The sequence below is a fragment of the Gallibacterium sp. ZY190522 genome (assembly GCF_054166015.1).
Window position 1 is genome coordinate 34891 of sequence record NZ_CM135118.1, and the last position, 15013, is coordinate 49903.

At 36.9% G+C, this 15013-nt stretch carries 10 protein-coding genes; 5 read left to right on the plus strand and 5 right to left on the minus strand.

The annotated features are described in order from the left end of the window. Positions 1-6 precede the first annotated feature (6 nt). Both ACXPAV_RS00175 and ACXPAV_RS00180 read left to right on the plus strand, forming a co-directional pair. Positions 7-2523 carry a fimbria/pilus outer membrane usher protein gene (locus tag ACXPAV_RS00175; RefSeq protein WP_458003652.1) on the plus strand — a complete coding sequence of 839 codons (2517 nt, stop codon included), beginning with the start codon at positions 7-9 and terminating at the stop codon, positions 2521-2523. Beyond that, positions 2508-3623, plus strand: coding sequence for a fimbrial protein (locus ACXPAV_RS00180; RefSeq protein WP_458003653.1), 1116 nt, complete (start codon positions 2508-2510; stop codon positions 3621-3623). The genes ACXPAV_RS00175 and ACXPAV_RS00180 overlap by 16 nt, the downstream gene beginning before the upstream one ends. 130 nt (positions 3624-3753) lie before the next feature. Here ACXPAV_RS00180 and tgt read toward each other — a convergent pair whose 3' ends face one another. Both tgt and queA read right to left on the minus strand, forming a co-directional pair. Then, a complete protein-coding gene (gene tgt, locus ACXPAV_RS00185) occupies positions 3754-4890 on the minus strand; it encodes a tRNA guanosine(34) transglycosylase Tgt (protein ID WP_458003654.1) in 1137 nt (378 codons plus the stop codon). An 81-nt stretch (positions 4891-4971) separates the two neighbouring features. Further along, entirely contained in the window at positions 4972-6045 is a 1074-nt protein-coding gene (gene queA, locus ACXPAV_RS00190; protein WP_458003655.1) for a tRNA preQ1(34) S-adenosylmethionine ribosyltransferase-isomerase QueA, read from the minus strand. Between the two features lie 149 nt (positions 6046-6194). On the opposite strand from queA, the gene menC reads away from it, so the two are divergent. After that, the gene (gene menC, locus ACXPAV_RS00195) at positions 6195-7193 is read left to right on the plus strand and encodes an o-succinylbenzoate synthase (protein ID WP_458003656.1); all 999 of its coding nucleotides are present in this window, start codon (positions 6195-6197) and stop codon (positions 7191-7193) included. Between the two features lie 64 nt (positions 7194-7257). Here menC and groL read toward each other — a convergent pair whose 3' ends face one another. Further along, complete coding sequence (groL, locus tag ACXPAV_RS00200; RefSeq protein WP_065230852.1) at positions 7258-8901, minus strand: chaperonin GroEL; 1644 nt, start codon at positions 8899-8901, stop codon at positions 7258-7260. An 18-nt stretch (positions 8902-8919) separates the two neighbouring features. Next, the gene (locus tag ACXPAV_RS00205) at positions 8920-9210 is read right to left on the minus strand and encodes a co-chaperone GroES (RefSeq protein WP_021461355.1); all 291 of its coding nucleotides are present in this window, start codon (positions 9208-9210) and stop codon (positions 8920-8922) included. Between the two features lie 325 nt (positions 9211-9535). Between ACXPAV_RS00205 and aspA the strand changes: the two genes are divergently transcribed. Further along, positions 9536-10954, plus strand: coding sequence for an aspartate ammonia-lyase (aspA, locus tag ACXPAV_RS00210; RefSeq protein WP_021461356.1), 1419 nt, complete (start codon positions 9536-9538; stop codon positions 10952-10954). Positions 10955-11089: 135 nt separating this feature from the next. Continuing rightward, entirely contained in the window at positions 11090-13864 is a 2775-nt protein-coding gene (polA, locus tag ACXPAV_RS00215) for a DNA polymerase I (protein ID WP_458003657.1), read from the plus strand. 141 nt (positions 13865-14005) lie between these two features. Here polA and ACXPAV_RS00220 read toward each other — a convergent pair whose 3' ends face one another. Then, positions 14006-14929 (minus strand): IS256 family transposase, variant Zn-binding type, encoded by a 924-nt coding sequence (locus ACXPAV_RS00220; protein WP_458004369.1) that lies wholly within the window; start codon positions 14927-14929, stop codon positions 14006-14008. Positions 14930-15013 lie beyond the last annotated feature (84 nt).

Genomic DNA, 15013 nt, shown 5'->3' on the forward strand with positions numbered 1-15013 from the left:
ATAAATATGATAAAACCTAAATTTTTCAGCAAACCAACAAAATTTAAACTGAGCTATTTATCATTAATTTTGTTAAATAGCTGGTTTAGTTATGCTTACGCGAATGAGTATGTGGAGTTTGACGCTGATTTTTTATTTGGCAGTGAAAGCAAAAAAAATATTGATGTTCAACGCTTTAGTTATGAGAACGCAGTTCCAGCAGGTGAATATATTGCAGATGTTTATTTGAATGAGAAATTGCTTGGACGTATTAACATTCAATATAGCGATATGCCTGAGCAAAAACGTTCTGTATTATGTGCAACAGAAAATTTGCTTGCCTTGTTAGATTTGAAAAGTGAAGCGTTTGCAGATAAGCCTAAAACAATTAATGGGAATTGTCAGTCTTTCTCTGAACTGGTGCCTGAAGCTACAGTGAACTTTGATATGGGGCAATTGCGATTAGATGTGAATATTGCTCAAGCATTAATCACTCAACGTCCGCAAGGCTATATTTCACCAGCACAATGGCAAGATGGCACGCCCGTTGCTTTTGTGCGTTATGATGCAACACATTATCGTTATAAATATTCAGATATAGACGCTCAACAAACCTATTTGGGCATTGATGCAGGTGTTAATTTATTTGGTTGGGCATTTCGTCATCGAGGTTCTCAGACTTGGACTGATCAACAAAAACAGAGCTATCAACGAATTGCAACTTATGCTAAACACGATGTTCCGTTATTACGTGGTCAATTTACTATCGGCGATTTTTACACCAGTGGCAGATTAATGGACAGTATCGCCATTCGAGGCGTGCAGCTAGAATCTGATGATAGAATGCTGGCTACCTCTGAACGTTACTATGCACCAGTTATACGAGGTGTTGCCAATACGAATGCGATTGTTAGCGTTCGACAAAACGGTAATCTATTACGAGAAGTTTCTGTACCTGCAGGAGCTTTCTCCATTGATGACCTATTCCCAACCGGTTATGGCGGTGATCTTGAAGTGGAAGTGTTAGAAGCAAATGGCGAGAAACGCACCTTTACCGTGCCATACACCGCCACGGCACAATTAATCCGCCCTGGTTATAGTCGCTATCAATTAAGTGCGGGACGTTACCGTTATGATAATGAAACTTTAGATAATGTTGCACAAGCCACTTGGCAATATGGTTTAACTAATAATGTAACACTTAACCTTGGTGCGATATTGGCTAAAAATTACCATTCAGAATTAATTGGTGTTGCTGTTAACACGCCTATTGGTGCATTTTCAGGGAATGCAACATTTTCAAATGCCAAGATTGTTAATTCACAGCAAAAATATAAAGGATATAACCTCTATTTTAGCTATAACACCCATATTGAACCAACCAATACAAATGTAACATTGGCAGCATATCGCTATTTATCCCGTAAGTATTACAGTTTGCAAGATACGATATTGGCGAACAACCGTGATTTTGTTGACAGACAAGAGATTGATATGTCGTCATACTATTATCGCCCAAAGAACCAATTTCAAGTAACAGTTAGCCAAGTGTTTAAAGACAATTGGGGAAGTGTTTATGTTAATGGTAGCACCTATACCTATTGGGATAGCAACGAAAAGCGCAATGAATACCAAATTGGTTATGGTAATAGCTATAAAAAACTTAATTACAGCCTTTCCTTTTCTCAAGGGAAAACAAGCAATGGCAAAAATGATAGAAGAGTTTATCTGTCATTATCCTTGCCGTTAGGTAATAGCACGAATAGTGCCTATGTTTCACAAACGCTTAATTATCATAAAGAAAATGGCTATTACGCCTCAACTTCGTTATATGGCTCATTGGGTGAACAAGGCAAATATAATTACAATATTGCAGTGAGCAAACAGAAAGATAACAGCAATATTTCCTTTAACAATAACTACTCAAGCCCACAAGCACGCCTTAGTGCTTCTTGGAGCCGTGATAATAAAGGCAGTCAGCAAATATCATTCGGTGCATCTGGTGCTGTTGTGGCTCATCCAAAAGGCATTACATTATCCAATGATTTAGGCGATAGTTTTGCAATTATTCACGCCAAAGGAGCAAAAGGGGCATTAATTAATGGTTCGGTAGGTAATAAAATTGATTACTTCGGTAACGGTATTGTGCCTTATATTGAACCTTATGCAATGAACTATGTCGGGCTGGATGGAAATTCACTACCAAGCACGGTTGAGCTATCAGCCACAGAACAATCGGTAATTCCGCGTGCCAATCAAGCGATATTAGTGAATTTTGAAACAGAGCAAGGTGCGGTTGTCTTCTTTGAATTAACTAATGATGAAAAAGAGTTGCCACCATTAGGTACAGAAGTGTTTGATCAAAATAATCAATCAGTCGGTGTGGTGGCACAAGGTGGCACAATCTATACTCGAGGCATTGCAGAAAGTGGTGAATTAAAACTTTCTTGGGGTGAAACACGTTGCCATATCAATTATCAACTGCCACAAGAGAGCGATAACACAATGCCTGTTATTGTGCCAGTACAATGCCAATTTTATTAAAAGGGGAAATGATGAAGAAACTTTTAACTTATTGTAGTTTATTAGGAATTGCCCTGAGTGGTTATCAGCCGGCTTTTGCCGCAATGGACATTGATGGCTATCAAGTTGGAGTTCCCCAAAAAGGAGGGAAAGATGTTCCTACCCAACTAAAGGTGCCTTTTCTCGTAGAAGCTGAAAAGACTCTAGAGGGGAAAAAAATTGTTTATAAATGGAATTTAAAAAATACAATGGGGGATTACTGTGATCCATATGGGACGAGTAATCGATTTTATTGGGAAATTAAATTTTATCCTAACGTTGGCCAGGAGTATCTGGCTCACTATTTCAAAACAGCTGATTTAAAAGCAAACGGCATGAGTATTCGTGGTAATAAGGCGTACCAACGGGTACCAGTAAATATAGGAGACTCAGTCGAGTTTCAGCTTACATTAACATTAAAAGATGAGGCACTTTATCAGAGCGATACGGATTATATCGTTAGAGCAGGGCAGAAACTTAGTCTAATGACCATTTTTTGTACAAGCGGATCGATGGCAGCAGGCCATATAGGGGAGTATTCAGATGGCTGGATTCTTTATAATAAGTTTACTGGCTTCTCATTAGTTTCTCAAAATGATGCCACACTTCATCTAGATCGTACCTGTATAATTGATGGACGTCGTGATTTAGAGGTAAATCTCGCCCCTGTTACGAAAGCTGATCTTGAAAATAAAAGAATAATAGAAGGCGGTAAATTTGATTTGAAGTTAAACTGTTCGGGAGCTGGAATTAAAAACGCTTATATTATGTTTACCGATCAGTTAAAACCGAATAATAATACTATATATTTGACTACCCAGAACGGTAGCACTAAAAGAGAAGATGTAAAGTTTATCATTAAAGATAGTGAAGGAAAAGCAGTGCAATATGGGCCTCAGCCTCCGACTTCATCAATTATCTTAGGGGGACAGTATCCTAATATGCAACTGTTTGGAAAGCGTTTAAGTAATGAACCATTTTTGAGCAAAAGTTATACTGTTTTTTATCAGAAGACTGTTCCAACTGGAATAGAACCGGGAGAAGTTCAAGGAAAGGTAATTTATAATTTATACTATAACTAATAAAAAACTAATTCCCCAAGCATAAAAAAATAATAAAAGGCTACGTTTTGTAGCCTTTACATTGTAATATTTTTCAAATATAGCTTTTAGTCAGTTATAAAAAAGCGTATCAATGTAAAAAATGATTTTCTTATCCTTCTAATTGCGGAACAGGTTTCCCCATTCTTTCATAAAAAGTTTTGACAAATGCTTCAAAACGCTGTTCTTCAATCGCTTGACGAATTTGTGCCATTAAACGTTGATAATAGCGTAAATTATGAATAGTGTTTAATCTTGCACCTAAAATTTCACCACATTTGTCCAAATGATGTAGATAAGATTTTGTGTAATGTCGGCAAGTGTAGCAATCACATTCTGGATCAAGTGTGGAAGTGTCATCACGATATTTAGCATTCCTAATTTTAACAACACCGTCAGTAACAAATAAATGCCCATTGCGTGCATTGCGAGTTGGCATTACACAGTCAAACATATCAATACCGCGTCTTACCCCTTCAACAAGATCCTCCGGCTTGCCGACTCCCATAAGATAGCGTGGTTTATCTTGAGGGATTTTTGGACAAATATATTCTAAAATACGGTGCATATCCTCTTTCGGTTCTCCCACAGCCAACCCGCCGACTGCATAGCCGTCAAAACCAATCTCTAACAAACCATCTAATGAAATTTGTCGTAAATTTTCGTGTACGCCACCTTGAATAATGCCAAATAACGCATTTTTATTGCCTAATTTGTCAAAATGAACACGACAACGTTTTGCCCAGCGTAAAGATAATTCCATTGAGTTTTTTGCATACTCAAAAGTTGATGGGTAAGGCGTGCATTCATCAAAAATCATTACAATATCAGAACCAAGATCGTATTGGATTTCCATTGATTTTTCTGGAGATAAGAAAATGCGTTCTCCATTAATTGGGTTTTGGAATTTTACGCCCTCTTCTGTAATTTTGCGTAATTTACCTAAACTGAATACTTGGAAACCGCCACTGTCAGTAAGAATTGGGCGGTGCCATTGCATAAAATCGTGTAAATCGCCGTGTTTACGCATAATTTCTTGCCCAGGACGCAACCATAAATGGAAGGTGTTTCCTAATAAAATTTCTGCACCAGTTTCTCGCACTTCTTCCGGTGTCATTCCTTTTACTGTGCCGTAAGTTCCTACCGGCATAAATGCAGGCGTTTGTACCGTAAAGGTTCCTTGAGGGCGTTCAAATGTTAGTTCACCACGTCTAGCGCCGCCATCAGTATTTTTTAATTGATATTTCATATTTTCTCCATCAACGAATAAACAGTTCGAAGTTTAAATCATCGCGTAAACTTGTACGCATTTTTAAAGATTGATTAAAAATTATGATTGTTTTTTAATCAAAAACATTGCATCGCCATAGCTAAAAAAGCGATAACGATTTTCTACTGCACTACGATAAGCTCGCATAATATTATCGTAACCAGCAAAAGCGGAAACAAGCATAATGAGGGTTGATTCCGGTAAATGAAAATTAGTAATCAGGGCATCAACAACACGAAATTTTTTGCCAGGATAAAGGAAAATGGTGGTATCAGCAAAAAACGGCTCAATGAATTGTTTGCTCTGTTTTTCTTCCGCTGCTAATGCGGCACTTTCTAATGAACGAACAGAAGTTGTGCCTACTGCAATAACACGTTTGCCAGCTGCTTTAGTAGCTAATACTGCATCAACTACTGATTGTGGCACTTCTGCATATTCGGCGTGCATATGATGCTGTTCGATATTTTCAACACGTACTGGCTGGAAGGTTCCTGCCCCAACGTGCAATGTTACAAAAGCCATTTTTACACCTTTTGCTTTTAAGGCATTCAATAATGCTTCATCAAAGTGTAATCCGGCAGTTGGTGCAGCAACAGCACCGGGTATTTTACTATAAACCGTTTGATAACGTTCTTGATCGGCATCTTCATCTGGACGATCAATATATGGTGGTAATGGAATATGTCCGATTTGCTGTAAGGTATCCAACAATGAGCCATCAATATCAAATTGTAAATGGAACAGAGAATCTGAACGCCCGATCATAATTGCTCGAATCCCTTTTCCTTCACCTAATTTATCCTCGCCTAAAATGATTTCGCTGCCCTCTTTCGGAGCTTTTGATGCCCGAACGTGAGCCAGACAGCTTTTTTGATCAAGCACTCTTTCAATAAGCACTTCTACCTTGCCACCGCTACTTTTTCGCCCGTACATCCTCGCTGGAATAACGCGAGTATTATTAAAAACTAAAAGATCACCTTCATTCACAAAATCTAATACATCTTTAAAATGATGGTGCGAAAACTCACCACTATTACCGTCAAGTTTTAATAAACGGCTCGCACTACGTTCCTTTTGTGGATAACGAGCAATGAGTTCATCGGGTAAGTCAAAATAAAAGTCGGACACTCTCATAATTTATCTCTTTTTCTTTTATAAATTTAAACGGGCGTAAGTGTATTGCGATCTACATTAAAATGCAAAAAAGATAATATATTTTCCTTTGTCTGGTGATGTTATACTCTTTGCCGAAAGATATTTTTTACTAAAAGGGATTAAGTATTATGACAGAACGACACTATAAACTTTACCGTTATCAAATTCCAATGGATTCCCAAGTGGTATTACGTAACCGTTTTTTGAAACAACGAGAAGGTTTATTGGTACAAATTAGATGTAATGATAAAGAGGGCTGGGGAGAAATTGCACCGTTGCCGGAATTTAGCCAAGAAACGTTAGAACAAGCACAACAACAAGCGATTGAGTGGTTGAAAGCGTGGGATCAAGCACGCGCTAAAAATGAGAAGCTCTCGCTTGAAAACTGTTATCCCTCCGTTGCTTTCGGCTTAAGCTGTGCTTTGGCGGAAATGCAAAATAAATTAACTGCTCAAGGTAATTTTAAAACTGCGCCGCTTTGTTATGGCGATCCTGATGAGCTATATGCTGAGTTGGATCAGCTTCCCGGTGAAAAAATCGCAAAAATTAAAGTAGGACTCTACGAAGCCAATCGTGACGGTTTAATTACTGATATGTTTCTAGAAGCGATTCCCGATCTGAAACTGCGATTGGATGCAAATCGCTCTTGGACTCCTGCAAAAGCCGCAATGTTTGCAAAATATGTTAAACCGGAACATCGCAGCCGCATTCAATTTTTAGAAGAACCTTGTAAAACACCGGCAGAAAGTTTGCAGTTTGCGCAAGATACCGGCATTGCCATTGCGTGGGATGAAACAGTGAGAGATACGGATTTTGAAGTAAAAGCACAACCGGGGGTGACGGCAATTGTCATTAAACCGACATTAGTCGGCTCTTTAGAAAAATGTATTCAGCTCATTGAACAAGCCCATCAACAAGGCTTAATTGCTGTCATCAGCTCAAGCATTGAATCCAGTTTTGGCTTAACTCAACTTGCTCGGATTGCTCAACAATATACTCCAAGTACAACACCGGGATTGGATACCTTAGATTTAATGAAAGTGCAGGTTGTTCGGGCTTGGCAGGGATCAAACTTACCGATTGCTACGTTAGACAGTGAATATATTACGGAAGTTAAATTTGATTAATCCATATAAAAATGCCGACATTAAGTCGGCATTTTGATGGAACATTAATTAGGTTGACAAGCGATTACATCATACCGCCCATTCCACCCATACCGCCCATTCCGGCAGCACCTAAATCTGCTTTTTCATCTTTAGGAAGTTCTGTCACCATACATTCAGTAGTGATCATTAATCCCGCAATTGATGAAGCAAATTGTAAGGCAGAACGTGTTACTTTAGTTGGATCTAGAATTCCCATTTCCAACATATCACCATATACTTCTGCACCGGCGTTATAACCGAAGTTACCTTCGCCAGATTTTACTTTACTTGCAACAACAGAAGCTTCTTCACCTGCATTAGTTACGATTTGACGAAGAGGTGCTTCCATTGCACGTAATGCAAGTTTAATACCTACATTTTGATCTTCGTTTTCACCTACTAATCCGGCAACTTTATTTGCTGCACGAATTAAGGCTACACCGCCTCCTGCAACAACACCTTCTTCAACGGCTGCACGAGTTGCGTGTAACGCATCTTCAACACGTGCTTTTTTCTCTTTCATTTCAACTTCTGTTGCCGCACCAACTTTAATTACAGCTACACCGCCTGCTAATTTAGCAACACGCTCTTGAAGTTTTTCTTTATCATAATCAGAAGTAGATTCTTCAATTTGTTGACGAATTTGTGCTACACGACCTTGAATTTGTGCTTCATCACCAACACCGTCAATGATAGTAGTATTGTCTTTAGAAATCACAACACGTTTGGCTTGACCAAGATCTTCTAAGGTTGCTTTTTCTAATTCCATACCAATTTCTTCAGAAATGACTGTACCAGCAGTTAAGATCGCAATATCTTGTAACATCGCTTTACGACGATCTCCGAAACCAGGCGCTTTCACAGCAGCAACTTTTACAATACCACGCATAGTATTTACAACTAAAGTTGCTAATGCTTCACCTTCAACATCTTCAGCAACAATTAATAATGGTTTTCCTGCTTTTGCTACAGCTTCAAGCACTGGTAATAATTCACGGATATTAGAGATTTTTTTATCTACTAATAGAATATATGGTGAATCTAATTCAACTGTTCCGGTTTCTGGTTTGTTAATGAAATATGGTGAAAGATAACCACGATCAAATTGCATACCTTCAACTACAGCAAGTTCATCTTCCAATCCAGTACCATCTTCAACAGTGATAACACCTTCTTTACCTACTTTCTCCATTGCTTGAGCGATAATTTTACCGACAACGCTGTCAGAGTTGGCTGAAATTGTACCTACTTGTTCAATTTCTTTTGAGGTTTCGCAAGGTTTAGAAAGATTTTTTAATTCAGCAACCACTTCTGCAACGGCTTTATCAATACCGCGTTTTAAATCCATAGGATTCATTCCAGCTGCAACTGCTTTTAAACCTTCATTTACAATAGCTTGTGCTAAAACGGTTGCTGTTGTTGTACCGTCACCAGCTGCATCATTAGCTTTGGATGCAACTTCTTTAACCATTTGTGCACCCATATTTTCAAATTTATCTTCTAATTCAATTTCACGAGCTACAGATACACCGTCTTTAGTAATAGTTGGTGCTCCAAAAGATTTATCTAATACAACGTTACGACCTTTAGGACCTAATGTTACTTTTACTGCATCGGCTAATACGTTAACACCGTTAAGCATTTTTACGCGTGCATCATTACCAAATCTTACATCTTTTGCTGCCATTTTATATTCCTTCTTTTATTATTCTACAATTGCCAAAATATCATTTTCAGAGATGATTAATAGTTCTTCACCATCAATTTTTTCTGATTTTACGCCATAGCCATCGTTAAAAATCACAACATCACCAACTTTTACATCAAGCGGTTGTACTTGACCATTTTCTAAGATGCGACCTTTACCAACTGCCAACACTTTTCCTCTAGTGGATTTTTGTGCAGCAGAACCAGTTAAAACGATGCCACCAGCTGATTTAGTTTCTACTTCTTCACGTTTTAAGATTACACGATCGTGTAATGGACGAATATTCATAAAAGTACTCCTATACATTTTAGCGAAAATTGATTTTTAGGTATCTTACCCAGTTTGTTGAACGTTTGTAGAAATGGGGATCACAAAGACACTTTCAAGAGGGAAATTAAAAATTTTTTCTTATTCTTAATCTATAAAAAAAACTAATAAATTAAATAAAAATAACTCCTATTTGCTCATTTAAATTTTATGATCCACATCACAAAATTTCATAAAAACAACTTTTATAATACGCGAAAAATAGATTGACAGAGATTGATAAAAAAAGATTTTTCTTTAGTTATCAATTTGATTTTTATTAAAAATAAATAATTTGAGGTGTTTTATGAGCGAATTCCGTAAAGAAGTTGACCTACTTGGTGAAAGAGAAATTCCAGCTGATGTATATTGGGGAATTCATACCCTTCGGGCTATCGAAAATTTCAATATTTCTAATAATACTATTTCTGATGTGCCTGAATTTGTACGTGGAATGGTAATGGTGAAAAAAGCTACTGCAATGACTAATGGTGAACTTGGTGCTATTCCACAAAATATTGCTGATGCAATTGTTGCAGCTTGTGATGAAATTTTGACTACTGGAAAATGTATGGATCAATTCCCGTCTGATATTTATCAGGGCGGAGCAGGAACTTCCGTTAATATGAATACTAACGAAGTTGTTGCCAATATCGCACTTGAAATCCTTGGTCATAAAAAAGGTGAGTATCAATTCTTAGACCCGATGGATCACGTCAACGCTAGCCAATCAACTAATGATACTTATCCAACAGGATTCCGTATTGCAGTGTATAACAGCATTTTAAAATTAGTGGAGAAACTACAATATTTACACGATGGTTTCCAAAATAAAGCAGACGAATTTTCCAATATTTTAAAAATGGGGCGTACTCAATTACAGGATGCTGTTCCAATGACTGTCGGTCAAGAATTCAAGGCTTTTGCCGTATTAATTGATGAAGAGATCAAAAATCTATTAAAAACTGCTGCATTATTGTTGGAAGTCAATCTTGGGGCAACAGCTATCGGTACGGCATTGAATACACCTCAAGGCTATACTGATTTAGTTGTGCAGAATTTAGCAAAAGTAACTGGTTTGCCTTGTGTCAAAGCAGAAAATTTAATTGAAGCAACTTCTGACTGTGGTGCTTATGTAATGGTTCACGGTGCATTAAAACGCACTGCTGTGAAAATTTCTAAAGTATGTAATGACTTGCGTTTGCTTTCTTCAGGTCCTCGTGCAGGCTTAAATGAAATTAACTTGCCTGAATTGCAAGCAGGTTCTTCAATTATGCCGGCAAAAGTTAATCCAGTTGTGCCTGAAGTTGTTAATCAAGTTTGCTTCAAAGTAATGGGAAATGATATTACAGTAACAATGGCAGCGGAAGCTGGTCAATTACAACTTAATGTAATGGAACCTGTTATCGGTCAAGCAATGTTTGAATCTATCAGTATCTTGTCTAACGCCTGCGTTAATTTAAGAGATAAATGTATTGATGGTATTACCGTAAATAAAGAAATTTGTGAAAATTATGTCTTTAATTCAATTGGTATTGTAACTTATCTCAATCCGTTTATTGGGCATCACAACGGTGATAAAGTTGGTAAAATCTGTGCGAAAACTGGAAAAGGTGTGAAAGAAGTTGTTTTAGAATTAGGTTTGCTTACTGAAGAACAATTAAATGATATTCTTTCTGTTGAAAACTTAATGAATCCAACTTACAAAGCAAAATTGAATAAATAATTCTCTCAATCAACCCCAACTAAGAGTCCGCCTGAAAACGGGCTCTTTTTTTGTGTTGCGGTTGCAATTTCGTTCTTAGCGCTTAGAATTAGCCCTTTGTAAAAATATTATTTATTAAATCAAATTGAGAACGTTATGCCACAAATCGCAGAAAATCCATTTGTCCTTGTTGATGGTTCATCTTATTTATATCGTGCTTATCACGCTAATTTTCGTTTAGGATTATCTAATTCTGCCGGAGAGCCGACTGGAGCAATGTATGGCGTACTGAATATGCTTAAAAGCTTATTGAAAGAGGTTAAGCCGACACATATTGCGGTAGTATTTGATGCAAAAGGAAAAACTTTCCGTGATGAAATGTTTGAAAAATATAAATCTCACCGTCCACCAATGCCAGAAGATTTACGCCAACAAATTCAGCCACTTCATCAAATGATTGAAGCTTTAGGATTGCCGTTACTTATTGTTGAGGGAGTTGAAGCGGATGATGTAATTGGTACATTAGCTAAGCAGGCTTCCAAAGCAGGGCGTAATGTATTGATCAGCACCGGCGATAAAGATATGGCTCAATTAGTCGATGATAAAATTATGCTGATCAATACAATGACTAACACTTTATTGGATCGTGAGGGAGTTATTGAAAAATATTCAGTACCGCCAGAATTAATCATTGATTTATTGGCATTAATGGGTGATAGTTCGGATAATATTCCGGGTGTTCCAAGTGTTGGTAATAAAACGGCTGTTGCATTGTTGCAAGGGCTTGGTGGTATTGCTGATATTTATTCACAATTAGATAGAATTGCTGATTTACCGATTCGTGGCGCAAAAAAATTGGCTGATAAACTTGTTGCCGGCAAAGAAGATGCGGATCTTTCCTATAAATTGGCAACCATAAAAACAGATGTGCCGTTGGAAGTTACTTTTGAACAACTCACCTTGCAAAGTGAAAACCGTGATCAATTAATTGAATATTATGCACGTTATGATTTTAAACGTTGGTTAAATGAAATTTTAAATGGAAATACCGTGTCTTCATTGCAAAATGTTGTTGCGGCTAAAGCAACGCCGAACCGTGAAATTCAGCCTTTTACAGCCAAAATTGATCGTAGTCGTTATCAAACTATTTTAACGGAAGAACAGTTAGCACAGTGGCGTGAAAAATTAAGCAGAGCAACACTGTTTGCGATAGATACTGAAACTAATAGTTTGAATTATATGCAGGCAAAATTAGTCGGTTTATCTTTTGCATTAGAAAATGGTGATGCTGCCTATTTACCACTACAACATCATTATCTTGACTGTCCGAAGCAGCTTAGCTGGGATCAGGTTTTAGCTGAGTTAAAAACGATTTTAGAAGATCCGAATATTAAGAAAGTTGGTCAAAATTTAAAATATGATTTGACCATTCTTGCCAGACACGGTGTTACATTACAGGGTGTTGTTTATGACACAATGTTGGAATCCTATATTTTGGATAGCACCGGTCGCCATAATATGGATGATTTGGCAAAACGTTTTTTACATCACGATACTATTCATTTTGAAGATTTGGCAGGTAAAGGTAAAGGGCAACTTACGTTTGATCAGATTACAATTGACAAAGCTGCTGAATATGCAGCGGAAGATGCAGATGTTACCTTTAAATTGCATCAGGCTTTGTGGTCGCAACTTAATCAAATACCAAGTTTAGTTAAACTTTTTACTGAAGTGGAATTGCCCCTTTCTCAAGTTTTAGCACGAATGGAACGTAACGGTGTCTTGATTGACAGTGATCTGCTTTATCAGCAGTCGCAGGAAATCAGTGCTAGACTTATCCAATTGGAACAGCAAGCACATCAACTTGCCGGACAAACATTTAATTTGGCTTCAACTAAACAGCTACAAGAAATTCTGTTTGAAAAACTCGGTTTACCAGTGTTAAAGAAAACGCCTAAAGGTGCGCCGTCAACGAATGAAGAGGTGCTAGAAGAGTTAGCATATGAACACGAATTACCGAAATTATTAGTAGAGCATCGAGGTTTCAGTAAATTGAAGTCTACTTATACGGATAAACTACCACAAATGATCGATCCGGATACCGGTCGTGTGCATACTTCTTATCATCAAGCAGTTACTATTACAGGTCGTTTATCATCATCCGATCCGAATTTACAGAATATTCCGACCCGTAGTGAAGAGGGCAGAAAAATCCGTCAGGCATTTATTGCCGAAAAAGGATTTAAAGTGGTCGCTGCAGACTATTCACAAATTGAGTTAAGAATTATGGCACATCTTTCTGGAGATGCCGGTTTGGCTTATGCTTTTTCTCACGGTTTGGATGTGCATCGCTCTACTGCTGCTGAAGTATTTGATGTTCCGTTGGAACAAGTTACTCCACAACAACGTTATCGTGCTAAAGCGATCAATTTTGGCTTAATTTATGGGATGAGTGCATTTGGATTGGCACGTCAATTACAAATTCCTCGTAATGAGGCTCAGATCTATATAGATCGTTATTTCCATCGTTATCCTGCCGTTAAACAGTTTATGAGTGATATTCAAGAGAAAGCAAAACAACAAGGATATGTTGAAACATTGCTGGGACGACGGCTTTATTTACCTGAATTAAAATCAAGCAATGGAATGCGTCGTAAAGCAGCTGAACGAGTGGCAATCAATGCACCGATGCAAGGCACAGCAGCAGATATCATTAAAAAGGCGATGATTGATATAGATCGTTTTATTGCTGACAAAGAAGATATTCGTATGATTATGCAAGTTCACGATGAATTAGTCTTTGAGGTAAAAGAAGATAAAATTGAATATTATGAAACCATTATCAAGGATATGATGGAGAATGCAGTTAAATTGAGTGTTCCTCTCATTGTTGATGTTAATTTTGGGGATAATTGGGATCAAGCACATTAATCAGCGAATTTTAAGATAAAATTCAGTTATGCAGTTAGTCAATCTATGATTTTTTATGGCATAGTAGACAAAATTGTTGCTGATCTATCAAAAACTATGCCATGTAGACAATTTTGTTGCTAATATTTATTTTTCAAAATATTAGCAACTCTTTTTATTTAAAAAATCCTTTATAAACATGATCTTATGCTGTTTTGTTAAGCCATTATGATTATTTAATTGACGTTTTAGATGTTTAAATAATCCTTCAATCCTATTTGTCGTCTTTTCAATATTTATTTCAGTATACTTTTCAAAATAGAGTAAATAATTCATATACCATTTTAAACTGGCATAAGCGCCTCTTATGTTTCGATGCTTATATGGGAAATAGCCTTTTTCATTCGCTTTTTCACTTCGTTCTTTTAAAAAAATCTCGTGCTTTAAATACCATGTATGTAAGCGAAGATAAAATTCATTTTTTGTACTTTCTGTTATTGTTTTAGTGATAATTTTTAATTCCTTACCTGCTGATGATTGATGTTTTTTTCTTAATTTTCTCATTACAATAGCTATCATATGAAATTGACACATCTGTACCGGAGTATTAAAAAGATCTTTCATTAATCCTCTTCTCCCATCACAAGTAATAGCTTGAATTATATAGCCTTTTTCTCTTAGTCGATTTAATGCTAATTTGTAATAAATATCCTTTTCTGTTCGTATAAAGTGATAACAAACTACCTTATTTGTTTTTGAATCCATCAGCACTAAAACACCAAAATAGCGACCAAAAAAGGTGGTATCCATAATAATGTTCAGGTATCGATTTTGAGGTAATTTTAAGGGTGTTTTGGGGGATTTATCTATATATCTTTGAATGGTTCTAACGGAACAATGATATTTAATTGCAAGTTGTTGATAAGTTTGTTTTCCACAAGTGTAATCAGACCAAATTTTTATTGGCTCTAATTTCTTTTTGAACGTAAATGTTTTATGGCATTGGTGACAAAAATAACGTTGAAAATTATTTAATTTGCCATGTTTCTTTATTTCTGCACTTTGGCAAAATGGGCAGTTTTTTATTCATATTTCAAAAAGAGGGCTTAAAGCCTTGTACTATAAGGCTTTAAGCCACTTTTTAGCAACAATTTTGTCTACTATGCCTTT

What these genes read in the sequence shown, in the direction of transcription:
- ACXPAV_RS00175 (WP_458003652.1), top strand. Translation starts at nt 7, where the DNA reads ATGATAAAACCTAAATTTTTCAGCAAACCAACAAAATTTAAACTGAGC.
- ACXPAV_RS00180 (WP_458003653.1), top strand. Translation starts at nt 2,508, where the DNA reads ATGCCAATTTTATTAAAAGGGGAAATGATGAAGAAACTTTTAACTTAT.
- tgt (WP_458003654.1), bottom strand. Translation starts at nt 4,890, where the DNA reads ATGAAATATCAATTAAAAAATACTGATGGCGGCGCTAGACGTGGTGAA.
- queA (WP_458003655.1), bottom strand. Translation starts at nt 6,045, where the DNA reads ATGAGAGTGTCCGACTTTTATTTTGACTTACCCGATGAACTCATTGCT.
- menC (WP_458003656.1), top strand. Translation starts at nt 6,195, where the DNA reads ATGACAGAACGACACTATAAACTTTACCGTTATCAAATTCCAATGGAT.
- groL (WP_065230852.1), bottom strand. Translation starts at nt 8,901, where the DNA reads ATGGCAGCAAAAGATGTAAGATTTGGTAATGATGCACGCGTAAAAATG.
- ACXPAV_RS00205 (WP_021461355.1), bottom strand. Translation starts at nt 9,210, where the DNA reads ATGAATATTCGTCCATTACACGATCGTGTAATCTTAAAACGTGAAGAA.
- aspA (WP_021461356.1), top strand. Translation starts at nt 9,536, where the DNA reads ATGAGCGAATTCCGTAAAGAAGTTGACCTACTTGGTGAAAGAGAAATT.
- polA (WP_458003657.1), top strand. Translation starts at nt 11,090, where the DNA reads ATGCCACAAATCGCAGAAAATCCATTTGTCCTTGTTGATGGTTCATCT.